The organism is Roseateles noduli, assembly GCF_050626985.1.
Classification (GTDB): domain Bacteria; phylum Pseudomonadota; class Gammaproteobacteria; order Burkholderiales; family Burkholderiaceae_C; genus Roseateles; species Roseateles noduli_A.
In genome coordinates this window covers 6,407,350-6,430,830 of sequence record NZ_CP192463.1, presented here as the reverse complement: position 1 = coordinate 6,430,830, position 23,481 = coordinate 6,407,350, and the positions used below count along the sequence as shown (strand labels likewise).

At 70.0% G+C, this 23,481-nt stretch carries 21 protein-coding genes; 13 read left to right on the top strand and 8 right to left on the bottom strand.

From position 1 onward, the window contains the following. Positions 1 to 168: 168 nt before the first annotated feature. Positions 169 to 852: a response regulator transcription factor gene (locus ACQ4L4_RS28050; RefSeq protein ID WP_431102046.1), complete on the top strand. Its 684-nt coding sequence runs from the start codon at positions 169 to 171 to the stop codon at positions 850 to 852. Further along, positions 842 to 2,197, top strand: a complete 1,356-nt coding sequence (locus tag ACQ4L4_RS28045) for a sensor histidine kinase (RefSeq protein ID WP_431102045.1) — start codon at positions 842 to 844, stop codon at positions 2,195 to 2,197. The genes ACQ4L4_RS28050 and ACQ4L4_RS28045 overlap by 11 nt, the downstream gene beginning before the upstream one ends. A gap of 25 nt (positions 2,198 to 2,222) precedes the next feature. On the opposite strand, the gene ACQ4L4_RS28040 is transcribed toward ACQ4L4_RS28045, so the two are convergent. Next, positions 2,223 to 2,780, bottom strand: a complete 558-nt coding sequence (locus ACQ4L4_RS28040) for a hypothetical protein (protein WP_431102044.1) — start codon at positions 2,778 to 2,780, stop codon at positions 2,223 to 2,225. 276 nt (positions 2,781 to 3,056) lie between these two features. Here ACQ4L4_RS28040 and imuA point away from each other — a divergent pair, with 276 nt between their 5' ends. The 3 genes from imuA to ACQ4L4_RS28025 are packed head-to-tail and all read left to right on the top strand — an operon-like array spanning position 3,057 to position 8,670. Further along, positions 3,057 to 3,935, top strand: coding sequence for a translesion DNA synthesis-associated protein ImuA (gene imuA, locus ACQ4L4_RS28035; protein ID WP_431102043.1), 879 nt, complete (start codon positions 3,057 to 3,059; stop codon positions 3,933 to 3,935). Next, positions 3,886 to 5,280 (top strand): Y-family DNA polymerase, encoded by a 1,395-nt coding sequence (locus ACQ4L4_RS28030; protein WP_431102042.1) that lies wholly within the window; start codon positions 3,886 to 3,888, stop codon positions 5,278 to 5,280. Before imuA ends, ACQ4L4_RS28030 begins: the two co-directional genes overlap by 50 nt. A 33-nt stretch (positions 5,281 to 5,313) precedes the next feature. Continuing rightward, the gene (locus ACQ4L4_RS28025) at positions 5,314 to 8,670 is read left to right on the top strand and encodes an error-prone DNA polymerase (RefSeq protein ID WP_431102041.1); all 3,357 of its coding nucleotides are present in this window, start codon (positions 5,314 to 5,316) and stop codon (positions 8,668 to 8,670) included. Here the strand turns inward: ACQ4L4_RS28025 and ACQ4L4_RS28020 are convergent. Further along, the gene (locus ACQ4L4_RS28020) at positions 8,664 to 9,062 is read right to left on the bottom strand and encodes a type II toxin-antitoxin system VapC family toxin (RefSeq protein WP_431102040.1); all 399 of its coding nucleotides are present in this window, start codon (positions 9,060 to 9,062) and stop codon (positions 8,664 to 8,666) included. The genes ACQ4L4_RS28025 and ACQ4L4_RS28020 overlap by 7 nt on opposite strands. Before the next feature lie 20 nt (positions 9,063 to 9,082). After that, entirely contained in the window at positions 9,083 to 9,358 is a 276-nt protein-coding gene (locus ACQ4L4_RS28015; RefSeq protein ID WP_431102039.1) for an AbrB/MazE/SpoVT family DNA-binding domain-containing protein, read from the bottom strand. A gap of 262 nt (positions 9,359 to 9,620) precedes the next feature. Here ACQ4L4_RS28015 and ACQ4L4_RS28010 point away from each other — a divergent pair, with 262 nt between their 5' ends. Next, positions 9,621 to 10,430 (top strand): esterase/lipase family protein, encoded by an 810-nt coding sequence (locus tag ACQ4L4_RS28010; protein WP_431102038.1) that lies wholly within the window; start codon positions 9,621 to 9,623, stop codon positions 10,428 to 10,430. A gap of 122 nt (positions 10,431 to 10,552) precedes the next feature. Here ACQ4L4_RS28010 and ACQ4L4_RS28005 read toward each other — a convergent pair whose 3' ends face one another. Further along, positions 10,553 to 11,599, bottom strand: a complete 1,047-nt coding sequence (locus ACQ4L4_RS28005) for a hypothetical protein (RefSeq protein WP_431102037.1) — start codon at positions 11,597 to 11,599, stop codon at positions 10,553 to 10,555. A gap of 383 nt (positions 11,600 to 11,982) precedes the next feature. Here ACQ4L4_RS28005 and ACQ4L4_RS28000 point away from each other — a divergent pair, with 383 nt between their 5' ends. From ACQ4L4_RS28000 to ACQ4L4_RS27990, 3 genes are all read left to right on the top strand, one after another. Beyond that, on the top strand, positions 11,983 to 13,419 hold the full coding sequence (locus ACQ4L4_RS28000; protein ID WP_431102036.1) for a hypothetical protein: 1,437 nt from the start codon (positions 11,983 to 11,985) through the stop codon (positions 13,417 to 13,419). 255 nt (positions 13,420 to 13,674) lie between these two features. Beyond that, positions 13,675 to 14,565, top strand: a complete 891-nt coding sequence (gene blaOXA, locus ACQ4L4_RS27995; RefSeq protein ID WP_431102035.1) for a class D beta-lactamase — start codon at positions 13,675 to 13,677, stop codon at positions 14,563 to 14,565. A gap of 158 nt (positions 14,566 to 14,723) precedes the next feature. Continuing rightward, complete coding sequence (locus ACQ4L4_RS27990) at positions 14,724 to 15,218, top strand: copper chaperone PCu(A)C (protein WP_431102034.1); 495 nt, start codon at positions 14,724 to 14,726, stop codon at positions 15,216 to 15,218. A gap of 26 nt (positions 15,219 to 15,244) precedes the next feature. On the opposite strand, the gene ACQ4L4_RS27985 is transcribed toward ACQ4L4_RS27990, so the two are convergent. Next, positions 15,245 to 16,180 carry a LysR substrate-binding domain-containing protein gene (locus ACQ4L4_RS27985; RefSeq protein WP_431102033.1) on the bottom strand — a complete coding sequence of 312 codons (936 nt, stop codon included), beginning with the start codon at positions 16,178 to 16,180 and terminating at the stop codon, positions 15,245 to 15,247. A gap of 162 nt (positions 16,181 to 16,342) precedes the next feature. On the opposite strand from ACQ4L4_RS27985, the gene ACQ4L4_RS27980 reads away from it, so the two are divergent. Next, on the top strand, positions 16,343 to 17,383 hold the full coding sequence (locus ACQ4L4_RS27980; protein WP_431102032.1) for a zinc-binding alcohol dehydrogenase family protein: 1,041 nt from the start codon (positions 16,343 to 16,345) through the stop codon (positions 17,381 to 17,383). Between the two features lie 234 nt (positions 17,384 to 17,617). Beyond that, positions 17,618 to 18,607, top strand: a complete 990-nt coding sequence (locus ACQ4L4_RS27975) for a hypothetical protein (protein ID WP_431102031.1) — start codon at positions 17,618 to 17,620, stop codon at positions 18,605 to 18,607. Between the two features lie 64 nt (positions 18,608 to 18,671). On the opposite strand, the gene ACQ4L4_RS27970 is transcribed toward ACQ4L4_RS27975, so the two are convergent. Further along, a complete protein-coding gene (locus ACQ4L4_RS27970) occupies positions 18,672 to 19,805 on the bottom strand; it encodes a hypothetical protein (protein ID WP_431102030.1) in 1,134 nt (377 codons plus the stop codon). A 150-nt stretch (positions 19,806 to 19,955) separates the two neighbouring features. On the opposite strand from ACQ4L4_RS27970, the gene ACQ4L4_RS27965 reads away from it, so the two are divergent. Together ACQ4L4_RS27965 and ACQ4L4_RS27960 are read left to right on the top strand one after the other, a co-directional pair. Continuing rightward, entirely contained in the window at positions 19,956 to 20,528 is a 573-nt protein-coding gene (locus ACQ4L4_RS27965; protein WP_431102029.1) for a phasin family protein, read from the top strand. Between the two features lie 155 nt (positions 20,529 to 20,683). Then, a complete protein-coding gene (locus ACQ4L4_RS27960; protein ID WP_431102028.1) occupies positions 20,684 to 21,286 on the top strand; it encodes a DUF642 domain-containing protein in 603 nt (200 codons plus the stop codon). A gap of 141 nt (positions 21,287 to 21,427) precedes the next feature. Here the strand turns inward: ACQ4L4_RS27960 and ACQ4L4_RS27955 are convergent, their stop codons facing one another. Both ACQ4L4_RS27955 and ACQ4L4_RS27950 read right to left on the bottom strand, forming a co-directional pair. Further along, positions 21,428 to 22,924, bottom strand: a complete 1,497-nt coding sequence (locus ACQ4L4_RS27955) for a carboxypeptidase M32 (protein ID WP_431102027.1) — start codon at positions 22,922 to 22,924, stop codon at positions 21,428 to 21,430. 65 nt (positions 22,925 to 22,989) lie between these two features. After that, complete coding sequence (locus tag ACQ4L4_RS27950) at positions 22,990 to 23,472, bottom strand: YqaA family protein (protein WP_431102026.1); 483 nt, start codon at positions 23,470 to 23,472, stop codon at positions 22,990 to 22,992. Positions 23,473 to 23,481 lie beyond the last annotated feature (9 nt).

The window sequence follows — 23,481 nt, the reverse complement described above, 5'->3', positions numbered from 1 at the left end:
GGGGGATGCCCCTCGCGAGGGGGTGCCGACAGCCCGCGGACAGGTCGAACGGGCCCCGCTCGCATAGCATTCCCGGCATCCGCGGGTCTCGCGGGGGGCTTCTCCCCCTTCGGCACCCGTCCCTCAGGACGACGCGGCGCCCGGCGCCGCAGGAACGAGAGCCTCGTGATGAAGCTGCTGGTCATCGAAGACAACCCGGACATCGTCGCGAACCTGTTCGCCTACCTCGAGCCGATGGGCTACGCGCTGGACGTGGCCCGCAACGGCCTGGGCGGCCTGGCGCAGGCCGCCGCCGGCTCCTACGACGCGATCGTGCTGGACCTGACCCTGCCCGGCCTGGACGGCCTGGATGTCGCCCGGCGCCTGCGCAAGGACTTCCGCCGTCCCACCCCCATCCTCATGCTGACCGCCCGCGACACGATCGCCGACAAGGTCACCGGCTTCGAGAGCGGCGCCGATGACTACCTCGTCAAGCCCTTCTCCCTGGTCGAGCTGGAGATCCGCCTCAAGGCGCTGATGCGGCGCTCGCACGGCCTGAACCTCAGCTCGGCGGTCAGCTACGCCGACGTCAGCTTCGATCCCGACACGCTCGAAGCCACCCGCGCCGGCAAGCCGCTGCAGTTGACGCCCACCGGCTACAAGCTGCTGTCCGCGCTGCTGCGCGAGGCGCCCAAGCTGGTCCGCCGCGAGGACCTCGAGCGCGAGGTCTGGGGCAACGATCCGCCCGACAGCGACGCGCTGCGCACCCACATCCACGCGCTGCGCGCGGCACTGGACAAGCCCTTCCCCATCCCGCTGCTGAAGACCCATCCGGGCATCGGCTACCGGCTGGTGTCGCCCGATGCGGGATGAGCCGCGGCGAGACCCCGGCGATCCACGCGGCCACCCTCGCGGCGATGCACGCGCCGGCCGCTCGACGGCCGCGCCGACCACGCTGCGCACGCGCGTGGCCGCCGCCTTCCTGCTGCTGACGCTGCTGGTCTGCGGCGCCTTCGCGGTCGCCGCGGTGCGCATCGCCTCGAGCATCGAGGACCGCCTCGTCGACCAGCGCCTGGACCGCACCGCCGACGAGCTGATCGCCCGCGAGAAGCAGGGCCTGGAAGCCGACCTGCCGCCCAGCGTCACGCTCTACAAGGGCGATGCCATCCCGCAGGCACTGCGCGGCAAGCCGCCGGGCAAGTACACGCTGCCGCAGGAGGACGCCACCTTCACCGCCCTGGTCCGCGACGACCTGGGGACGGTCTTCGTGCTGACCGACCGCGACGAGGACTTCGCCAAGATCGAGGCCGGCGTCTACGGCCTGCTCGGCCTGGCCTTCGTCTGCTGCCTGGGATTGGCGCTGTTCCTGGCGCAACTGACCGCGAGCCGCATCGTCGCCCCGGTCACCGCGCTGGCCCGCGCCGTCGAGACCGACACCGCGCCGCGCGAATATCCGCTGCTGGACTCGACCGACGAACTGGGCGTGCTGTCGCGCGCGTTCGCGGCCAAGACCGAGGCGCAGCAGCGCTACCTGGACCGCGAGCGCTGGTTCACCGGCGATGTCAGCCATGAGTTGAGAACGCCGCTGGCTGTGATGCTGGGCGCGGCCGAGATCCTGAAGGCGCGGCTGCACGATCGCGACGACATGGTCGAACTGGCCGAGCGCATCCGGCGCACCGCGGCCGACACCAGCGAGCGCGTTGTCGCGATGCTGCTGCTGTCGCGCGACCCGGCCAGCATCGGCGCGCCGCCGACCGCGCTGCTGCCGCTGCTGCGCCAGGAGATGGAACGCTGCCGGCCGCTGCTCAAGGGCAAGGAGGTCGAGATGACGCTGCATGCCGCGTCCGCCGATGCCGGCCTGGAAGTGCCCGCGCGGCCCGAGCTTGCGGCCATCGCGCTGGGCAACCTGATCCGCAACGCCTGCCAGTTCACCGACCATGGCCGCGTCGACATCCGGCTCGAGGCCGGCCGCGTGGTCATCGAGGACACCGGCATCGGCATCCCGCCGGCGGTGCGCGACCGGATCTTCGACCGCTTCATGCAGGTCGACCCGGCGGGCGCCGGCAGCGCGGGCCTGGGCCTGGCCATCGTCAAGCGCGTCGCCGAGCACCTGGGCTGGACCGTCAGCCTGGAAGCGCCGGCCCGTGGGGGGACGCGATTCGTGCTGGCGTTCGGCAGCGGTCATGCCGACGGCAACGAGCGCCGCACCACGAGCTGAGTCGGTCAACCACCAAGTGAGCGGTTCAACCGAGCAGCAGAGGCGTTGTTCCCTTCCGCTTGCAGTCTTGCAAGTACGCGTCGACGAACTGCTCATACACGGGACGCATCCTGAAAAGGCTCTCAGGATCCCGATCCTTCATGGCCAAGCCGGCGTCAAGCCACGCGCCCTGTTCAGGCGGGACGCGCGACCAGATTCCTTCGAGTTGCACAAATGCGACCTGGAGGTCGACGGCATTGCGGGGTGCATGCCGCCACGCCCCGCGTAGGTTGCTTTCGAACATGCTGTCCGGGTCACGGCATGCCACCAATGATTCCATTTCCTGCGCATGGCAGCGAAGCTTGGCCTCGGTGTCCGGGGACGGCGCACCCCGGCCCAATGTGTAGGCGGACTCACGCACGATGCCCGCCCGTTCGCGGTAGGCGTCCCTGACATCACGGGGGAGCTTCTTGTACGCCTTCTCGATCTCATCGATCCGGGCATGCGTTTGTGCTCGATGCGCCGTGTCCGGCGGCGCCGTGTCGCGGTGATGCGCCTGTTCGGAAGGGTGGGAGTCAGAGGGTTTGAAACGGTTGAGGAACATGTCGGCATTTCATCGTTGAGTCCTTCCAGTCCTCCGCCACCGCCCGAAAGTTCACCTCGAGATCCTGTCGCCCGCGATCTGTAAACGTCCTGGACGGGTCAGCTGCCCATCTATACTGTATGCAAATACAGTGTCGAAAATTCGCACCTTCCCATGCCATCCCTACCTGCCGGGGAGGGTCGCCTGTCCCCGCCTCCCAGCGGTGACGATGGACTGATCTCTCCCACCCAGAATCTCGTCCTCGATGCAGCGCACCATGCGCTGCGGATCGGGCCCATGCCACTTCCGCCTGCCGTGGCAGAGGCGATCTGGCGCGGCGATGCGCTGGGCCGCGGCACCGACACCGTCTGGCCGAGCGGCTTCGACGCGCTCGATGCCGAGCTGCCAGGCGGTGGCTGGCCGGGGCGCCAGTTGACCGAAGTGCTGCTGCCGCAGTTCTCGCTGGCCGAATGGCGGCTGGCGGGACCGGCGCTCCGACGCGTCGTCGCCGACGGTGCCGCGGTGGCGATGGTCGGACCGCCCAAGCGCCCCCACCTGCCCGGCCTGATGCACCTGGGGCTGGATGAGCGCCACCTCGTCTGGATCGACGCGCGCGCGCCGTCGGAGCGGCTCTGGTGCACCGAACAGCTGATCAAGTCCAACGCCGCCGGCGCGGTGCTGGCCTGGCTGCCGCAGGCCGCGCCCGAGCAGTTGCGGCGGCTGCAGGTGCTGGCGCAGTCATTCGAGGGACCGGTGTTCCTGTTCCGTCCGCTGGCAGCCCGCCATGACCCGTCGCCGGCGCCGCTGCGGGTGCTGGCGACGATCGATGTCGACTGGGCCCTGGACGTCCAGATCCTCAAGCGCAAGGGCCCCGCCCACGAGACTCCGCTGCGGCTGGCCTCGATCCCCGGCGGACTCGAGCATGTCCTGACCCCGCGGGTGATGCGGCCCAGCACGATGCGCCCGGTGGCGCCGATGACGGTGCCGGGCGTCGACGTGGCTGACGTGGCCGACACCGTCAACGAGTCGGCCGGCAAGGCCCAGGTCAGTGCCGGGCCCCTGCTCGAGACGGTGTCCGAATCCCTCCACGAGCCCGTTGCGCTCACCCTGTTCCCGGAGTTCTCCCATGTTGTGGGTCGCACTGATCCTGCCGCCTCGTCCGCCGGCACCGTTTGAGGACCCGTCGACCGCGCCCCCGCCGCATCCCTGGGGGATCTGCGCGGAGACGCAGGCGGGCCTGGCGGTGTGGTGCCTGCAGTTCACGCCGCGCGTGGCGCTGATGGAGGACGCCGTCGTGATGGAGGTCGAGGCCAGCCTGCGGCTGTTCCGCGGCCTGCCCGCGCTGAAGGCGCGCCTGAGCGACGAAGCGCCCGACCTGGGCGCCGTGGGCATCGGCTGGGCGCCGTCGGCCACCGCCGCGCTGGTGCTGGCGCGTTGCGGCGTGCTCGACCTCGGCGGGCGGCTGCTGCAGGCGGTGCTGGACCCGTTGCCGCTGCAGGCGCTGAGCGCCGGCGCGGAACACGCGGAACCGCTGAGCCGCGCCGGCATCAACACGCTGGGCCAGTTGCGGGCGCTGCCGCGCGGCGGCATCGGCCGACGCTTCGGCGCGGCGCTGCTGACGATGCTGGACCAGGCCTACGGCCTGCGGCCCGAGGCGCATGCCTGGGTCGCGCTGCCCGAGGACTTCCACGCCCGCGTCGAGCTCCCCTGCCGCGAGGACCACGCGCCCGCGCTGCTGCTGGGCACGCGGCCGCTGCTGATGCGGCTGTGCGGCTGGCTGGCCGCGCGCCATGCGGGCGCCACCGGCGTCACGCTGCACTGGATGCACGATTCGATGCGCGCCAAGGACGCCGGCGAAGGTGGTTGCCTCACGATCCGCACCGCCGAGCCGATCCGCGAGCTCGAACACTTCTGCCGGCTGATGGCCGAGCACCTGGCCAAGACCCAGCTGCTGGCGCCGGTCGGTGAACTGCGGCTGGAGGCGGTCGGCGTGCAGGCGCTGGTGGAGGACAGCGGCTCGCTGCTGCCCGACGTGGTGCGCACCGGCGAGACGCTGTACCTGACCCTGGAACGCATCGCCGCGCGGCTCGGTCCTGAGCGCGTGCAGCAGCCGGTCCTGGGTGACGATCACCGACCCGAATGGCAGACGCGCTGGCGACCCTGCGGCGACGGCCGGACGACCTCCCGCCGCAAGGGTCGGCAGGCGGCGGTGCGCGCGCCGGCCGTGCCGGAGCCCGCCTTCCTGCTCGACCCGCCGCTGCGGCTGGCGGTGCGCGAGCACCGGCCGCACTACCAGGGCCCGCTGACGCTGCTCGTGGGACCGGACCGCGTCGAGGGCGGCTGGTGGGACCGCATCCCCGACACGAAGGCGCATCGCCAGGTCACCCGCGACTACTGGATCGCCGTCAACGAGAACGCCGGCGTGCTGGCCGTCTATCAGGAACGGCTGAGCGGGACGGGCAACGGCGACGACGACAAGTCCGCCGTGCAGGCGTGGTTCCTGCACGGGATGTATGCCTGATCAGGCGCCCTCCGTTCGTACAGGCCGCTCACCATGTCCGCCCTCCCTGGCGCCTCGGTCCTTCCCGACTACGCCGAGCTGCGCTGCCTCAGCAACTTCAGTTTCCTGAAGGGGGCGAGCTGGCCCGAGGAACTGGTCCTGCGCGCCAAGGAGCTCGGCTACGCCGCGCTCGCGATCACCGACGAGTGCAGCATGGCCGGCATGGTGCGCGCGCACGTGGCCGCGAAGCAGCACGGCATGACGCTGCTGGTGGGCAGCCAGCTCCTGATTGAACCCAGCGGCGCCTCAGGGCGCGTCTCAGGCGCGGTCGGCGCGGTCGGCGCGGTCGGCACGTTGGGCGCGTTGGGCGAGCAGGATGCGGAGGACGAAGGCCCGTTCACGCTGGTGGTGCTGGCCTGCAGCCTGAACGGCTACGGCAACCTGTGCCAGTTCATCTCGCGGCTGCGGCGCTCGTCCGAGAAGGGCACCTACCGCTGCACGCGGGCCGACATCGGCCCGCAGACGCTGGACGACTGCGTCGTGATCGCCTGCCCGGACCGGCAGGCGACGCCGGCGCAATTGCTGTCGATGGCGCGCTGGCTGCTGACGCGCTTCACCGGGCGTTGCTGGCTGGGCATCGACCAGCCCCAGCACGCCGACGACGAGATCCGCCTGCTGCGCCTGCGCGAGGCCGGCGCGCTGACCGAGATCCCGCTGGTGGCCGTCGGCGACGTCACCATGCATGTGCGCAGCCGCAAGCCGCTGCAGGACGTGCTGACGGCCACACGCCTGGGCAAGCCGCTGACCGAGTGCGGCCAGGCGCTGGACCGCAACGCCGAGCGCCACCTGCGCCACCGCGGCCGCCTCGCGCTCAGCTTCCCGGCGGACCTGCTCGCCGAGACGCTGCGCGTCGTCGAGTGCTGCGGATTCAGCCTCGACGAACTGCGCTACCACTACCCGTCCGAGGTCGTGCCCGACGGCCAGACGCCTGCCGGTCATCTGCGCCGCCTGACCTACGAGGGCGCGGGCCGTCGCTGGCCCGCGGGCGTGCCGGCCGCGGCCAGCGAGCAGATCGAGCGCGAACTCGCACTGATCGAGGAACTGCGCTACGAGCACTACTTCCTGACGGTGGCCGACATCGTCCAGTTCGCGCGTTCACAGGGCATCCTGTGCCAGGGCCGCGGCAGCGCGGCGAACTCCATCGTCTGCTACTGCACGCATGTGACCGAGGTCGACCCGGAGCGGATGCAGGTGCTGTTCGAGCGCTTCATCAGCAAGGAACGCAACGAGCCGCCGGACATCGACATCGACTTCGAGCACGAGCGCCGCGAGGAGGTCATCCAGTACCTCTACCGCAAGTACACGCGCGAACGCGCGGCGCTGGCGGCGGTGGTGATCTCCTACCGCGTGAAGAGCGCGCTGCGCGACGTCGGCAAGGCACTGGGCTTCGAGCCCGAGGTGCTGGACACGCTGTGCGGCAACCATCAATGGTGGGACGGCCAGACCATCGATGCGGAACGCCTGCGCGAGTCCGGGCTCGACGCCGACGACCTCGCGGTACAGCAACTGGTCAAGATCACCTCGGAGCTGCTGGGCTTCCCGCGACACCTGTCGCAGCACCCGGGCGGCTTCGTGCTGACGCACGGGCCGCTGACGCGCATGGTGCCGGTGGAGAACGCGTCCATGCCGGACCGCACCGTCATCGAGTGGGACAAGGACGACCTCGACGCGGTGGGCCTGCTCAAGGTCGACGTGCTGGGGCTGGGCATGCTCACGGCGATCCGCAAGACGCTGGACTTCGTCGGCAAGCGCCAGCGTTATCCGTTCGAGCTGAAGGACATCCCCGACGGCGACGACGACACCTACCGGATGATCCAGCGCGCCGAGACCATCGGCGTGTTCCAGATCGAGAGCCGCGCGCAGCGCAGCATGCTGCCGCGGCTGAAACCGAAGGAGTTCTACGACCTGGTCATCGAGGTGGCCATCGTGCGTCCCGGGCCGATCCAGGGCGGCATGGTGCACCCCTACCTGCAGCGACGTCAGGGCTTCGAGGAGGTCGTTTATCCGCAGGGACTGGAGACGGTCCTGAAGCGCACGCTGGGTGTCCCGGTCTTCCAGGAGCAGGTGATGCAGATCGCGATGATCGCGGCCGGATTCTCAGGCGGCGAGGCCGACGAACTGCGACGCTCGATGGCCGCGTGGAAGCGCAAGGGCAACCTGGAGAAGTACCGCGCGAAACTGATCGACGGGATGCGGGAACGGAATTACCCGGTGTCTTTTGCCGAGCAGATCTTCGAGCAGGTCAAGGGCTTCTCGGAATACGGCTTCCCGGAGTCGCACGCCGCGTCGTTCGCGCTGCTGGTCTACACGAGCAGCTGGCTGAAGCGCCATCATCCGGCCGAGTTCCTCGCGGGCCTGCTGAACTCGCAGCCGCTCGGCTTCTATTCGCCGAGCCAGCTGGTGCAGGAGGCCAGACGCAAGGGCGCCGACAAGGAGGCTGTCGAGGTGCTCCCGCCCGACGTGATGCACAGCGAGTGGGACTGCACGCTGGAGCGCGCGGATGGACGCGTCATCCGGCCGGCGCGGCGCGGCGCGGCCGCACAGACGCTCGATGCATTGCCGCTGGACGAGGACGGCATCGTCCAGGAGGACGACGGCGACCCGCTGCTCGACGCGGACGAAGCCCTGGCGGCCGACGCGGCGCCGGTCAAGGTGCGATTGGGTTTGCGGCTGGTCAAGGGACTGCAGCAGGCCTCGGCGGCGCTGATCTGCCGCGAGCGTCGGAACGGTCCGTTCAACGATGCGGAGGACCTGGCGCGACGCACCGGACTGAACCAGCAGCAGATGACGATGCTGGCCGCGGGCGATGCGTTGACCAGCATCAGCGGCCACCGCCGCCAGCAGATGTGGGATGCGGCCGCGCAGCATGCGCCGCCGCCGCTGCTGGCTTGTGCGCCGGTGCAGGAGGATTTCCTCGCGCTGCCGCAGGCGCCGGAGGGCGAGGAGATCGTCTTCGACTACGCGTCGCTGGGCCTGACGCTGCGCCGCCATCCGCTGTCGCTGCTGCGGCCGCTGCTGCGCGAACAGCGCTGGATGTCGGCCGAGGAACTGAACGAGTTGCCCGACGGCCGACCGGCGCGCGGCTGCGGGATCGTGACGGTCAAGCAGCAGCCGGCGACGGCCAAGGGCACGATCTTCATTTCCCTGGAAGACGAGACCGGCGACATCCAGGTCATCGTCCACCGCGCGCTGTGGCAGCGACAGCGGCACGTCATGCTGCATTCGCGCCTGATGGCGGTGAAGGGCAAGTGGCAGCGCAGCGGCGACGTGCGCAACCTGATCGCCGGACACCTGCAAGACCTGACCCCGATGCTGGGACGGTTGAGGACGGAGAGCCGGGATTTTCATTGATCCGGATCCCCGGACGTCTGCGATGGCGCCTGGGCTTCGATCGCAAGGCTCCTCAGCACTCGAACCGCCTTCTTGTCGAATGTCATATGGATCTCTCCCCCCAGGGACGCCCCCTCGAAGGCAATCACGCCATCTGCAAAGTCGCCTCCGCAGTCCAGCACGTCCAAACCGGCCTCCACCGCCTCCCAATCCACATCGACAGCCCTGGCACTGAGCAAGGTTTTCATCACGGCCGCGACATCAGCAGTTGCAAATCCATAGGAATTCCGCAGCACCCACGCAAACTCACAAAGACATGAAACACCGATAGCAACCGCCTCAGCGGTCGAGAACAACTTCCGCGCAGCAGGTGTCTGCTTCAAGTCGTCCTCCACCACGATGCGAATCAGCACATTGGTGTCCAGAGAGACCCTCACGGCTCACTGCCCCACATCTTCTCGATTGCTTCGTTCATGTCCCCGATGGAGACATCCCCTTCCACCCGGCGCGGCTTGTGTGCAAGAAAGCCGACGATGTCCCGGATATCGCCGGTGCGGGCCGCCCTGATCACGCAACGACCACGGGACATGAGATAGACCTCCAACTGCCCTCCGGGCTTGACGTTGAGATGGTCAAGCAGTTCACGATCCATAGTGATCTTCCGGCGGCTCGACACGGTCATCGGTGGAACTTCGACAAAGTCTTTCATCTGCGGCACTCCTGGCCTTGCGAACATCAAGGACTGAAAGCCTAGCTCCGGGCCGCACTGAAAAACCGCCTCTCCCTCTGACTTCCGTCAATGGTGGGAGAGATCGCAGGCCATCCCCCGGATGTAGGTCCCGTCCGACGATCACATGCGACCTTGTGGGGATGCCCGTGGAACGCGGCCTGCGGAAAGATCGACTCAACTGTCCTTCTGCCGACCTCGCCGCCGACCTCGCAGGTCACGCCGGAAAGGCGGCCTCAAGACCATGAAGAAGATCGCCGCCCTTCCCGATGCGATGCCCGTCCCGGCACCGGTCATCTGTTCCCCGTCCTGGGCCCTGCTCGGCATCGAGCCGCTGCGTGCCGCGATGGAATACGCCAGTTGCCGCATGATGGACCGCAGCGGCCATCCGCCCGGCGACGGACACCCCGTCATCGTGTTCCCCGGCCTGGCCGCGGATGCGCAGTCGATCGCGCCGCTGGTGGGCTTCTGCCACGGGCTCGGTTATGCGGCACGCGACTGGGGACGCGGCATCAACACCGGTCCCATCGGCGACATCGACCTGTGGCTCGACACGCTCGCCGCCGACATCGAGGCGCTCGTCGCCGGACAGTCGCAGCCGGTGTCGCTGGTGGGCTGGAGTCTCGGCGGCATCTATGCGCGCGAGATCGCCAAGCGCATCTCGCTGCCGGTGCGCCAGGTCATCACGATCGGCACGCCGATCACCGGCGAGGCGACGCAGACCAACGTCAGCCTGATCTACCGCTGGGTCAACGGCACGCTGCCGGTGCTCGACGACGACTTCAAGTCGCGTCTCATCGCCGCGCCGCAGGTGCCGACGACCTCGATCTACAGCCGCAGCGACGGCGTCGTCGCGTGGCAGGCCTGCGTGCAGCCGGAGGACCATCCGATGGTCGAGAACGTCGAGGTCGACGGCAGCCATTGCGGCCTGGTCTGGAATCCCGCGGTGCTCAAGGTCGTGGCGGATCGGCTGTCGCATGCGCCGGATACGTGGCGTCGATACGGCGAGCACGTCGAAGCGGTGTCCGCGCTCGCGGGCCATCCGGTGAATTGAGCGCGCGGGACCAGGTCCCGCGCGCTCCCCGTCACTACCAGATCAACGCGATCAGGATGATGATGGGAATGGGCACGCCCAGGAAAAAGAGCAGCAACGATCGCATGTGAGTTCTCCTTGTCTCAGTCGATGAGGTCGCGTTGCCGACCGCCGAAGGTGGCCAGCAGACTTGCGGTGAACGCGCCGATCAGCAGCGCGACAACCATCCACAACGCCGTCGTCAGCGCCGTCTTGCGAGCGGCGTCGGCGGCTTCACGGGCACGGGTCTCCAGGGCTTGCGCCTCGGCGCGGGCCCGCTGCAGCGTCTCGGTGACGCGCCGCTCCGCCTCCGCTTGCGTCAGGCCGGTACGCTGCGCCACCAGTTGTCCCGCAGCGCGCGTGTCCTCCGGCGACAGCGTCCCGCCGTCGCGCAACGCACGCACCAGCAGGCGATTCAACGACGCCGACGACTGCTCGTCCGCATGGACCATCGAGGCATCCGGCCACGTACGCAGCGTCGCCGGATTGGCCCCGGCGGGCGTCGAGGAGGACGTCGATGCCGTTGTCGGCGCCGTCGCCGCGGGCCGCAGCAGCGTGTCCACGTAGTAGCCGAAATCACCGCTCCCCAGCGAGGTCCGCGCCGTGGTTCCCGAGGAAGCGCCCTTCGCGCCCGACTCCTCCGCCGCGGCGCCAGTGGCCGCCGTCGCGGCAGTCGCCGCGGTCGCCGCCGTGCCGGCCGCCACCGCCGCGCCCTTCACGCCGATCCCGGCGATCGCGCCGACCGAGGCGGTCAGCACGGCGGCGGTGAACAGCGTGGCCACTGCCCACGACAGCAGGCCATGGGCCGTGTCGCGGAAGTGGACCTCGTCCGCGTCGGTATCGCGCCATCTCACGCGCAGCCGGCCGGCGAGATAACCGCCCAGTCCCGACGCCGCCAATTGCGTGAACGCGAGCCAGACGATGCCCGCCACGCCCAGCGTCGCGGCGCTCGCGCCATCGCCGGCCCAGGGCGACGCGGCGGCCAGTCCCAACCCCGCGCCGAGCAGCAGCAGGATCAGCGACAACGCCGCGGCGGCAGCGGCGCCGGCCAGCACCGCGCCCCATGACACCGCGGAAGTCGACGCGCGGGGCGCGACGATGCCACCAACGTCGGCGTCGCCTGGATACCAGGCCTCATTCTTTGCCACCATGGCAGTCCCCTCGAGTTGTGATGAACAGCTACAGGCAAGGGGCGGGCCTGACGTTTCGTTACCCTCCTGGCCGACACCCACCGGCCGATACCCAGCTCCGCAGCTCCGCAGGTCCGAGCATCGGCACATCGGCACATCGGCACGTCGGCACGTCGGCAGGTCGGCAGGTCAGAAGCAGAAGGTCCACGGTCAGCGGTCAGCAGGTCAGCAGGTCAGCAGGTCAGCAGGTCAGCGGTCAGCGGTGAACAGGCCGACCCCGCGTAACACACGCACGTAACGCCCGTTACGCCGATGCCGTCACACCGCCGAAGCGCCCGGCGCAGAATGCGCCTCCAATGACCGCTCCCGCCGCCTCTCTCGTTGCCGCCGCTCCAGCCGCCGACATGCCTCTGCATCGCATCCAGTTGCTGCCGCAGGGGCTGCGCATCGACGGACTGCCCGAATTGCGCGGCCGGCTGCTGCCGCGCCTGCTCGCGGCGCTGCTGCAGGCGCACGAGCAAGGACTGGCGCGCATCGACAGCCCGTGCTCGCGCGCCGAACTGCGCGAGCGCATCGCCGGCATGGCCGAGCTGCATCGCACCCAGGTCTGGCGCGCGCTCGCGCTGCTCGACGACGGACCGCTGGCCGCGCTGATCGAGGCCAGCGCCCGCAGCAGCGGCCCGTTCTGGCTCAACGCCGCGCTGCTGCCGACCTGCCGCTTCGAGATCGACGGCGAACCCGCCACCGGCGAAGCCCTCGCCCGATGGCTCGGCCAGCAGCGCCCGGTGCGCGCGCCAGCCGCCGCGCCGCTGCTCCCGCTGGCCTACGCCGAGGCGCTCGCCCGCGCCGACTACCTGCTCGACCGTGGCGAGCTCTATCCCGCCCGCCTCGCGTTGCAGCAGGCCGCGCCGCACGTGCCGCCGGGAGACGACGCCGCCGCCGCCGCGCTCGGCCTGCGCCGCGCCCGCATCGCGCGCCGGCTCGGCGACTGGGCCGCACTGCAGGACGAGCTGCGCGACCTCGGTCAGACGCTCAACAACAGCCGCCTGCCGCGCCTGGAGCGACGTCAACTGCGCGCCCGCGTCGCCATCCTCGCCGCCTGGCACTGGTTCGGCAGCCTCGGCCAGGCGGCACCCGCGCTGGAGAAGCTCGACGAGGTCGATCCCGACGTGCTCGCCGCCGACTCCACGCTGCGCTGCGACCACGGCAACCTGCGCGGCATCGTGCTGCGCGACCTCGCCATCGCCCGCGGCGACGCGGCGCTCGCGACGCAGTCCCTGGCCAGCCTCGGCGACGCGCTGCGCAGCGCGTCGCTGGCCGGACTGCCCGACGCGCTCCAGGTCTGCGCCGCCAACCTGTCCAACGCGCTCGGCCGGCTTGTCGAAGCCGACCTGCTGCCCGCCGACGGGCCCGGCATCGAAGACGCGCTGCGCTGGCTGCTGCTCAGCGACGCGCTCTGCGCACGCTGGCAGCTGGGGCGCAGCTCGCTGCTGAACACCATCTTCCTGCTGCGGCTCGCGGCGCTCGGACGCCTGGACTTCGCGGCGCTCCAGCGACTGGCCACCACGCAAGGCCTGCCCCTGCCGGCCACCTCCTTCGGCGACCTCGCGGCGCAGCGCTGGGCCTCCTGCCGGGCACGGCAGTCGCAGATCCCGGCCGACCAACGCTGTGCGTTCCTGCTGCTGTGGGCGCGGCATGCGCTCGATGAAGGTGATGCGTTCAGCGCGACCGACCTCGTGCGTCAGGCCAGGCTGCAGGCGCGAAAGCTGCGCGACGACGGGGCACGGCGGCGCTATCTCGATGAGGCCGAGGCGTTGATGCCGCAGTCGCGGCAGGCGTGAGGTCCTTTGAACACGGCGGGAGGTCGAGCGCGGGCACTCCACGACGTGGGAGGCGTCGCCTCCGCGAACCCCCCACATCATTCCGGCCCCGGCAACACTCGCTGTGATCGGGCCTTGGCGGAACAGGAAGCACGAAGCACGGAAGCAGCAGGTGCAACAGGCGGACCGGGCGCAACGGGCGTAACGGCACTTCGATGCGTTCCGGGTCGGTGGACTTCGCACACTGGCGGCATCCCTCACAGACCGGAGACCGCCATGTCCTTGCCACGCCTGATGGCGAGCGCCCTGCTCGCCTGCCTCGCCCTCACCGCCTGCCGCGCATCGATCGCGCAGTCGCCGTCCACCGCCTCGGGCGCCGTCGCCGCCGTGCCCGCCGATCAGCGCGAGCGCTGGGAAACCCGGCCCGAGCTGCAACGCCACTTCACCGAGCTCGGGACGAAGGGCACGCTGGTGCTGCTCGACACCCGCGCGCGTCGCTGGATTGCGTCGGACAGTGTCCGCGCCTTCGAAGGTTTCCTGCCGGCGTCGACCTTCAAGATCCCGATGTCGCTGATAGCGCTGGAGACCGGCGCCGCCGTGGACGAGACACAGGCCTTCAAATGGGACGGCACGAAGCGCCGCATCGAGGACTGGAACCACGACCAGACGCTCGCCTCGGCCTACAAGGTGTCGGCGGTGTGGGTGTTCCAGTCGCTGGCGCGGCAGATCGGCCAGCCGACGGTGCAGCAGTTCGTGCGCGACTTCCGCTACGGCAATGCCGTCGCCGGTCCGATCGGCGACCGCTTCTGGCTCGACGGCGACCTGCGCATCTCGGCGGTCGGCCAGATCGAGTTCCTGCGCCGCGTGCACGACCGCGCGCTGCCGCTGTCCGACCGGACCTACGACATCGCGCGCCGGGTGATGTTGCGGGACCAGGGTCCCGGCTGGCGCCTGTACGCCAAGACCGGCTGGGCCGACAGCACCGAGCCGGGCCTTGGCTGGTTCGTCGGCTGGCTGGAGCAGGACCGCGACGCGCGTCCCATCTACTTCGCCCTGAACATGGACATGACCGACGCCGCCTTCTCCCCGAAACGGGCGGAGATCGTCCATCAGGTCCTCCGCACCCTGGGTGCCATGGGCAACTCCGCCACCGACCGCAGTCCATGAATCGATGCCGGCCCCGGTCCGAGCCTGAGGGAACACAGGGCCCCCGGCCGACTTGGGGAGCCTGCGAGTCGTAGGAGGCCGGGGGCCCTGTGTTCCCTCAGGCGGGCGATCGCGGATACTTCACAGATCGTCGATTCACCTCTGACAGGACGCCCCCGATGAAGTTCCGTTCCCTTGCCCGCCTGGCGCTTGTTCCCGCCCTGCTGCTGACTGCCGGTCTGGCGCAGGCCCAGGTCGTCGTCGCCGACGCCTGGGTGCGCGCGACGGTGCCGCAGCAGAAGGCGACAGGCGCCTTCATGCAGATCAAGTCGCCGACGGACGTGAAGCTGATCTCGGTCAGCACGCCGGCGGCCGGCGTGGCCGAGGTGCATGAGATGGCGATGGACGGCGACGTGATGCGCATGCGGCCGGTGGCCGCGCTGGCGGTGTCGGCGGGCAAGCCGGTGGAGCTGAAGCCCGGCGGTTATCACGTGATGCTGATGGACCTGAAGGGTCCGCTGAAGACGGGCGACGCGGTGCCGCTGACGCTGGTGTTCGAGAGCGCGGACAAGTCCCGCTCGACGGTCACCGTCCAGGCCCCGGCAAGGACTGGCCCCGTCGTCTCGCCCGATGCCAAGGACCCGCACGCGGGTCACGGCGACCACAAGCATTGAACGGCTGCTGAGCGGCTCCTGGCGCGTCAGCGCCTGAGGCCCTCCGCCAGGTGATCCACCAGCGCCTTCAGCCGTTGCGGCAGGAAGCGCTGGCTGGGCATCAGCGCATGCAGCGGCATCGGCCGTCCGACCCAGTCCGGCAGGACCTCGACCAGCGCGCCGCTCGCGAGACTGTCGCGGATGTCGAGGCAGCTCTTGTAGGTCAGTCCCCGCCCTTCGAGGGCCCACTGATGGGCGATGCCGCCGTCGTCCGCCGTGCGGCGACCTTGCACCGTCACGTCCAGCGGCGCCGCCTGCATCGCGTCGCGTCGCCAGAAGCGCCATTCGCGCTCCAGCCGGTCGCCGATCTTGAAGCGGATGCACTCGTGCTGCGTGAGTTCCCCGGGATGCGACGGCCGGCCGTGCCGCTTCAGGTAGTCCGGCGAGGCCACCAGCAGCCGGCGTCCGTCATGGAGCTTGCGCGCAACCAGCCGTGAGTCGGCCAGCTCGCCATACCGCAGGGCCAGGTCGACCTCGTCGCGCACGACGTCCTGCAGCGCATCGCCCACGTTGAGCTGCAGCTCGACCCCGGGATGCCAGTCGAGGAAATCATCCAGCAGCGGCAGCACGATGCGCCGCGTCAGGTCGCTGGACGCGCTGACGCGGATCCGCCCGCGCAGCGCCGTCGCCCCGCGCCCCTTGGCGGCGGCCTCGTCGCCGCCCTCCGAGATCAGCGCGAGGCCTTCATCGAGCAGCTCGAGCGCGCGCTGCGCGTAGTCCCTCAGCCGTTCGCCGGCGGCGGTCAGCCGCAGCGCCCGGGTGCTGCGCTCGGCGAGCCGCACGCCCAGCCGCGCCTCGAGCTTCTTCAGCATCGCGCTGGCCGCCGCGGGCGTGATGCCCATCTGCCGCGACGCCGCCGTCAGGCTGCCGCCGCGCGCGCATTCGATCAGCAGGCGCAGTTCGGCGGTGTTCTCGATGTCCATGGCGGCTCCCTCCGGCGATCTTCAATCCTGTGTTGAAACTGATAGCGATTCAGCGCTCTTCATTGATTCTGCCGGAAGGCTCACCATTCGTTCCCACAGCATCCCGCTACCTCCGTCTTTCCCCACCTTTTCCAATCCATCCGAACCTCGAGGAATCCCGCCATGAAAGCCGTCGGCTATTTCAAGTCCCTGCCCATCACCGAGGCCGAGTCGCTGATCGACCTCGAGCTGCCCACGCCCGCCCCCGGTCCGAAGGATCTGCTGGTCGAGGTGGCCGCCATCGCCGTCAATCCGGTCGACACCAAGATCCGCATGCGCCGTGCCAGCGCCGACGGCACGACGCCCGTGATCCTCGGCTGGGACGCCGTCGGCACGGTCCGCGCGATCGGACCGGAGGTGACCGGCTTCGCCGTCGGCGATCGCGTCTGGTATGCCGGCGACATCACCCGTCCCGGCAGCAACGCGCAGTTCCAGTGCGTCGACCATCGCATCGCCGCAATGGCGCCGACCTCGCTCAGCGACGCGGAAGCCGCCGCGCTGCCGTTGACCGCCATCACCGCCTGGGAGCTGCTGTTCGACCGCCTGCAGGTGCAGCAGCAGCCGGAGCGTCCGGTCAGCCTGCTGGTGACCGGCGCGGCCGGCGGCGTGGGCTCGATCCTGGTCCAGCTGGCACGTCGGTACGACCACCTGACGGTCATCGGCACCAGTTCCGAGCCGGACGGTGAAGGCGGCAAGTGGCTCCAGGCGCTGGGCGCGCACCACGTGATCAACCATCGCGAACCGATCGCCCCGCAGATCGCCGCGCTGCAGAAGCAGGGTGTGCCGCCGCTGCGCTACGTCACCAGCCTCACCCACACGCCGCAGCACTTCCAGGGGCTCGTCGAGGCGCTGGAACCGCAGGGCAAGCTGGCGATGATCGACGACTTCGGCGCGAACGACCTGGACGTGATGGCGCTCAAGGGCAAGTCGCTGTCGCTGCACTGGGAACTGATGTTCACGCGCAGCATGCATGCGACGCACGACATCGCCGCGCAAGGCCGTCTGCTGACCGAGGTCGCGGCCCTGGTCGACGCCGGGAAGATCCGCACGACGCTGTCCGACGTCGTCGGCCCGATCACCGCCGAGAACCTCCAGCGCGCCCACGCGCTGCAGGAGAGTCAGCGCCAACGGGGCAAGCTCGTGCTGCAGGGCTGGCCCGCCTGAGCCTCGTGCGCTGTACGGCCTGCGTTGCGCGCATGCCGCACTTCCTGTCACGACTGTGACGTCTTACCGCCCCGGCCCGCCGGGGCGTTTTCATTCGTGGGGACTTCCGGGAAAACCTCCAGTGCGCGCGCCCTCCGCGCAGGCGATACCTCCGGACTCGGACGCCACAAAGCAGTTCGGGCGACAAAGTCAACGAACGGCCGACCACGGCCACGAAGAACAAGAGGGATCGTCATGAACATCCGCAAGGTCCTGGCCGGCGCCCTGGCCGCCGTGCTGCCGGTCGCATGGCTGTGCGCCGCCGCGCCCGCCGCCGCCGCCACCATCGGCGTCATCCTGCCGGGCAGTTATCCGAGCGCCGAGCAGGCCGAGGAACTCCAGCTCGGCATGACGCTGGCACTCAAGACCTGGCCCGGCGACGCCGCGCCCAAGCTGATCGTCAAGGACAGCGGCTGCGACGCCCGCAAGGCGCTCGCCATCTCCCAGGAATTCATCGCGGCCAAGGTGGACGTCGTGCTGGGCAACTGGTGCGAGATCAACGCCGGCGCGGACGCGCTGCGGATCGCGGGCATCCCCCTCATCTCCAGCAACGCGGAACGGATGAAGGACCAGGACCTGCAACTGCAGCTGGGCCGCATCGAGCTCAATGCCGGCGAGAAGATCGCTGCCGACCTGCGTCGCCAGACCGGCCTGCGGATCAGCGCGCGGACCTCGTGCTGGATGGACTTCGACGCGACCTTGTCGGATCGCGTCGATGCCGTGCTGTGCCCGGTGCTGACGATCGACCGCGGCCGCTGGGACCAGGTGGCCAACACCTACGGGGCCGCGTTCCGCAAGCCGTTCACGGCCTCGGCCGCGCGCGGTTATGCGGCGATGGAAGTGGCGCTGAACTATCTGCGCCGCGCCAAGGGCATGAAGCCCGCGGCCGCGCTGAAGGAAACCCAGTCGATGGCGACGCTGCTCGGCCCGGTGCCCGCGCTGGACGCGCCCGCCCCGACGACAGCGTTGCAGCTGGTCTTCAAGCACGAGCTGCCCAAGCTCAATCCGCAGCAGTCACAGACGCTGGACAAGCTGGTCAAGACCAAGGGCTGCGGCTGCCCGGGCGGGACGTTGCGCAACGGCTGCCCGCGCGACTCGGGCCCGTGGGGCGAGCTGCCCTTCGTCGTGCGCGGCGGCGGCACGCCCGCGGCCTGCGCGAAGCCGATCGGGGTGCTGGAGCTCTGACCGGCAGCCGCCCACGGCGCGCCCTGCGTGTTCATGCGGGCGCCAGGCTCACGGCGCGCCGGGATCACTTCAGCAACAGGGAAGCCAGACGCATCGCGATCTCGATCAGCGTGGGCGGAGAACCTCCACCCGACGACGAGGGCCACCCCGACGACGACCATTCGCGCCCGCCATCACGGCGGCCCTCGCGACGCTCGTTCTCCGCGTCGTAGCGCTTCTCGTACTTGCCCTTCCAGAACAGGCCGTGCTTGCCGCCGGCCGGATCGCGCTGCTCGAAGTTGTAGGAGGCCAGCCGCGCGCGGCGCTCGCGCTCGAGCTGCTCGTCGGCCTCCTGCCCATCGTGTTCGAGGGCGTCGAGCAACGGCTCCAGGTCTTCCATCGACGGCGCGACGACCGTGTGATGGCAGCGCCCGCAGCGCGTCTCGCGCGTCGGGTCCATCGGCGCGCCGCAACCGCGACAGGCCCAGCCGACCGGCCTGCCGCCGTTGGGCATCAGCAGCGGTTCCGACGGCGAGCGCCTGCGCAGCGCATTCGCCAGGCGCGGCATGTCCACCATCAGCAGCGGGCTCTTGCACCAGGCGCAGTCCTCGCTCTTGCCGTCCGCCGGGCCGCCGCAACTCAGGCACGACAGCGTGCGCTTCTCGGCCTGCAGCGCGTAGCGCTCGCCGGGCAGCAGAGGACGGACCAGGCCGCGCTCGGCCAGCATGCCGGCCTGGCTGTGCAGATGGCCGCCGCAGCTGCCGCACTCCAGCACCGGGAAGCGGCCGTAGCGCGTGAGGTTGCGGACCTCCTTCAGCGCCTTCGCGCACAGCGGGCAGGCGCGGTTCGGCTGATGGGGACGATCGCTCTGGCGCAGGCGATTCAGGTCGCGAAGCAACTGGATCCAGGCCGCCGTCGAGAGGTGCACCGACTCGCGCGCATCGAACCAGACCAGGCCGCAAGGCTCGCAGTGATCGATGTCGACCGTGGCCGGCGCGTGGTGGCCGGGCAGGCTCACATGGCGCATCGGCGCGCGGCATTGCGGACAGTCGATGAACGCGCCCTTGCGCAGCGGCAGCTCGCCCGCCATCACCAGCGGCGGCAGGGCCGAGGACGCGTCAGGCAGCGGCTGGGGCACGGTGTCGGGGAATTCGTCGCCGGGGTGGCGGCCCCGCGACGAGGTCGGCAAGGAGGGCGGCAAAGAGGGCGGCAAGGACATGACCAATATTCTGGTCCCTGCACCCATCGCCCCGATGGGGGGTTGCGGGTCAGGTCGAAGTCAGCGTGAGGCACGACACGCCGCCTATAGTCCGGTTCTCGGCGAGCGACGGGCCTCAGATCCCTCGCCCCACGACGACAAGGAATGCCCATGGTCAAGAAGCAACAGAAGACGGCCGCGCCCCTGCCCGCGCAAGGCCGCCGCAAGGATGCCGGGTCCGCCTCGCCAGACTCGGCCAAGGCGGTCAAAGCATCCAAGGCCAAGGCGGCCGAAGCCGCGGACACGCCGTTCGCGGAGCAGGTGAAGACCTCGGCGCAGCAGATCTGGTCGGCGGGGCTGGCGGCGTTCGCGAAGGCGCAGGACCAGGGCACCACCACCGTCGGCAAGGCCGAGGCGACGATCGACGCCACTGCGCGCCGCATGAGCGATCTGGCCGGCGAAGTCGGCTCGCGTGCCGGCCAGCATTGGGACAAGCTGGAATCGATCTTCGAGGACCGCGTGGCGCGCGCGCTCGCACGGCTGGGCATGCCGTCGGCGGACGACGTCGCGCAGTTGAAGGGACGCATCGAGGCGCTGTCCGCGGAGGTCGCCATGCTGCGCGCCGCGCAGGCCGGCGTGGCGCCCAAGCCGGTGGCCAAGGCCAGCCCGAAGCGCCCGGCGACAAAGGCCGCGAAGGCCACGAACGCCACGAAGGTCACGAAGGGCGGCAAGCGCACCACCTGACCCCCGGCGCGCCGCGCGGCGGCGTGCACTGCGTCACGAAACGCATCGCCATCCCCATCGCCCAGGGGGATGGCACCCGGGAGACGGTCTCGAACAATTCGACACAAGCGCAGACGTTCCTGCGCACCTCCTGTCGAACTTCCCGAGCCTGTCCCATGAAGCGCCTCCTCGCCGCCGTCCTCTTCGCCGCCCCGCTGGTCGCCCTGGCGGCCCCGGTGAACCTGATCAACAACGGCAGCTTCGAATCGAACGCGATCGGCAACGGCAGCTACAGCATCGTCGGCAGCACCGCCGGCTGGACCGTCGGCCCGAACGGCCTGGAGATCCGCAACAACGTCGCGGGCAGCGCGTTCAGCGGCGGCAACTACGTCGAGCTCGACACCACCGGCAACAGCTGGATCAGCCAGACGCTGAACACCGTGGCGGGCGCGACCTACACGCTGTCGTTCTCCTACGCCAACCGCCCCGACTTCCGCAGCGCCGCCAGCAACGGCATCGACTGGAGCATCGGCGGCCTGAGCGGCCTGGTCGGCAACAACACGACCACCACCTGGCAGACCCTGACCACCACCTTCACCGGCACCGGCAGCCCGATGACGCTGCGCTTCGCCGCGGCGGGCATCAGCGATTCCTACGGCACCTCGCTGGACAACGTCAGCGTCAGCGCCGTGCCGGAACCGCAGAGCATCGTGCTGCTGCTGGCCGGCCTGGGGATGATGGGCATCGTCCTGCGCCGCAAGGCCGCCGGCAAGGCCTGACCCCGCCAGGGGCGAGCCGCCATCCAGCATTCGAGTCCTCGACGACTCGTTGGGAGCGCCGTGGGTAGAGACCGCGGACGCGCAAGGAGAAAAGGGCACCCCACGCGGGGTGCCCTTTTCCATTGGCGATGCGGCGTCGCGTCAGCCGAGGTAACGCGCTTCCAGATGGCGGCGGAAGTGCGCCGGGTTCAGCGCCTCGCCGCTGGCGCGCTGCACCAGCTCCGGCGTCTCCCAGCGGCTGCCCTGCGACCACACGCGGGCCTTCAGCCAGTCGAAGACCGGCGTGAGTTCGCCGCGCGTGATCTCCGCATCCAGCGTGGGCCGCTCGCGGCGCATCGTCGCAAACCACTGCGCCGCGTACATCGCGCCCAGCGTGTAGCAGGGGAAGTAGCCGTAGAGCCCGCAGCCCCAGTGCACGTCCTGCATGCAGCCGTCCTTGTAGTTGCCGCGCGTGTCCAGGCCCAGCAGTTCCTGCATCTTGGCGTCCCACAGCGCGGGGATGTCCTCGACCTCGATCTCGCCTTCGATCAGCGGGCGTTCGATCTCGTAGCGCAGGATCACGTGCGCCGGGTAGGTCACCTCGTCGGCGTCCACACGGATGTAGCCCGGCGCGACGCGCGTCATCAGCTTGTGCAGGTTGTCCGCGGCGAATCCCGGCTGCTGGCCGAGGTGGCGCTCCACCAGCGGCTGCAGCAGTCCGGCGAAGCCGGGATGCGAGGCCAGCTGCATCTCGAAGGACAGGCTCTGGCTCTCGTGCAGGCCCATCGATCGCGCGCCGGCCACCGGCAGGCCCAGCCACTCGCGCGGCAGGTTCTGCTCATAGCGGCCGTGGCCGGTCTCGTGGATGGTGCCGGTGAGGCTCTGCAGGAAGCCGTCGTCGCGATAACGCGTCGTCATCCGCACGTCCTCCGGCACGCCGCCGCAGAACGGATGGGCGCTCTCGTCAAGGCGACCCGCCTCGAAGTCGAAGCCCAGCAGCTTCATCGCATCCAGGCCCAGCGCGCGTTGCGACGCGGCGGGGAACGGCCCGTGCGGATGGATCACGCTGTCGGCCGACTGACGCGCCATCACCTGCCGGATCAAGCCGGGCAGCCACTGGCGCAGATCGCCGAAGACGCGGTCGATGTCGGCCGAACGCATGCCGGGCTCGTAGTGGTCGAGCAGCGCGTCGTAGCGGCTCAGGCCCGAATCGTCGGACAGGCACTGCGCCTCTTCCCGCGCGTAGCGGACGACCGGGCGCAGGTTCTCGACATAGCCGGTCCAGTCGTTGGCCGCGCGCTGATGGCGCCACTCATGCTCGCAATGCGAGTTGGCCAGCGAGCGCGCCTCCACGAGCCGCTGCGGCACCGCGTTCGCCGAGCGCCACACGCGGCGCATCTCGCGCAGCGAGGCGCGCTGGAAGTCGTCGAGCGGCTCCTGCGCCGCGTCGTCGAGCAGTTGGCGCAGCGCCGGGTCGGTGCCCAGCTGGTGCAGCAGCCCGCCCATCTCGGCGAGCGATTCCGCGCGGGCCTGCGCGCCGCGCGCCGGCATGAAGGCGGACTGGTCCCACGAGGCGATCGCCTGCAGGTGGGACAGACGATGGATGCGCTGGTGGCGCTGGCACAGGGCGTCGTACGCCGGGGTGCTGGGGGTGCTCATGGGGGGTCTCCTCTTGGGTCCCGGAATTGTGCCGGGAAGCGCCCCCCACCCGCGGCCGACGCGGGTCACTCGAAGATCGCGATGCCGATGGCGGTCATGAGGAGGTAGCGCATGAACTTGCCCACCGCCATGTAGGCCACGCAGGGCCAGAACGGCAGACGCAGCCAGCCGGCGAGGGCGCATAGCGGATCACCGACGATGGGCAGCCAGCTCATCAGGCAAGTCCTGGCGCCGAAGCGACGCAGCCAGCCGAGCACGCGCTGGTCCCGCGGCGTATGGTGCACGGCAGCTTCGTACGCGCGTTCCGCGCCGTAGCCCATCCACCACGTGATCGCGCCGCCGATCGTGTTGCCGGCCGTGGCCACGAGGATCGCGGGCCAGAAGAGCTCCGGCTTCGCATGCACCAGCAGCAGCACGACGGGCTCCGATCCCATCGGCAGCAAGGTCGCCGAGACCAGCGCGATGACGAATACCGCGCCCAGTCCCACCTGCGGGAGAGATAGGGTCTCCAGCATCAGGTGAATCATCTGTTGCAGCCAAGCTTCCATGCGTGGGAT

Excerpts from the sequence above, each read along its gene's own strand:
- ACQ4L4_RS28000 (WP_431102036.1), top strand. The coding sequence starts at position 11,983 with ATGCCTCTGCATCGCATCCAGTTGCTGCCGCAGGGGCTGCGCATCGAC.
- ACQ4L4_RS28030 (WP_431102042.1), top strand. The coding sequence starts at position 3,886 with ATGTTGTGGGTCGCACTGATCCTGCCGCCTCGTCCGCCGGCACCGTTT.
- ACQ4L4_RS27965 (WP_431102029.1), top strand. The coding sequence starts at position 19,956 with ATGGTCAAGAAGCAACAGAAGACGGCCGCGCCCCTGCCCGCGCAAGGC.
- ACQ4L4_RS27970 (WP_431102030.1), bottom strand. The coding sequence starts at position 19,805 with ATGTCCTTGCCGCCCTCTTTGCCGCCCTCCTTGCCGACCTCGTCGCGG.
- ACQ4L4_RS27950 (WP_431102026.1), bottom strand. The coding sequence starts at position 23,472 with ATGGAAGCTTGGCTGCAACAGATGATTCACCTGATGCTGGAGACCCTA.
- ACQ4L4_RS28015 (WP_431102039.1), bottom strand. The coding sequence starts at position 9,358 with ATGAAAGACTTTGTCGAAGTTCCACCGATGACCGTGTCGAGCCGCCGG.
- ACQ4L4_RS28050 (WP_431102046.1), top strand. The coding sequence starts at position 169 with ATGAAGCTGCTGGTCATCGAAGACAACCCGGACATCGTCGCGAACCTG.
- ACQ4L4_RS28045 (WP_431102045.1), top strand. The coding sequence starts at position 842 with ATGCGGGATGAGCCGCGGCGAGACCCCGGCGATCCACGCGGCCACCCT.
- ACQ4L4_RS27960 (WP_431102028.1), top strand. The coding sequence starts at position 20,684 with ATGAAGCGCCTCCTCGCCGCCGTCCTCTTCGCCGCCCCGCTGGTCGCC.
- ACQ4L4_RS27975 (WP_431102031.1), top strand. The coding sequence starts at position 17,618 with ATGAACATCCGCAAGGTCCTGGCCGGCGCCCTGGCCGCCGTGCTGCCG.
- ACQ4L4_RS28005 (WP_431102037.1), bottom strand. The coding sequence starts at position 11,599 with ATGGTGGCAAAGAATGAGGCCTGGTATCCAGGCGACGCCGACGTTGGT.
- ACQ4L4_RS27955 (WP_431102027.1), bottom strand. The coding sequence starts at position 22,924 with ATGAGCACCCCCAGCACCCCGGCGTACGACGCCCTGTGCCAGCGCCAC.
- imuA (WP_431102043.1), top strand. The coding sequence starts at position 3,057 with ATGCCACTTCCGCCTGCCGTGGCAGAGGCGATCTGGCGCGGCGATGCG.
- ACQ4L4_RS27980 (WP_431102032.1), top strand. The coding sequence starts at position 16,343 with ATGAAAGCCGTCGGCTATTTCAAGTCCCTGCCCATCACCGAGGCCGAG.
- ACQ4L4_RS28025 (WP_431102041.1), top strand. The coding sequence starts at position 5,314 with ATGTCCGCCCTCCCTGGCGCCTCGGTCCTTCCCGACTACGCCGAGCTG.
- blaOXA (WP_431102035.1), top strand. The coding sequence starts at position 13,675 with ATGTCCTTGCCACGCCTGATGGCGAGCGCCCTGCTCGCCTGCCTCGCC.
- ACQ4L4_RS28040 (WP_431102044.1), bottom strand. The coding sequence starts at position 2,780 with ATGTTCCTCAACCGTTTCAAACCCTCTGACTCCCACCCTTCCGAACAG.
- ACQ4L4_RS28010 (WP_431102038.1), top strand. The coding sequence starts at position 9,621 with ATGAAGAAGATCGCCGCCCTTCCCGATGCGATGCCCGTCCCGGCACCG.
- ACQ4L4_RS27990 (WP_431102034.1), top strand. The coding sequence starts at position 14,724 with ATGAAGTTCCGTTCCCTTGCCCGCCTGGCGCTTGTTCCCGCCCTGCTG.
- ACQ4L4_RS27985 (WP_431102033.1), bottom strand. The coding sequence starts at position 16,180 with ATGGACATCGAGAACACCGCCGAACTGCGCCTGCTGATCGAATGCGCG.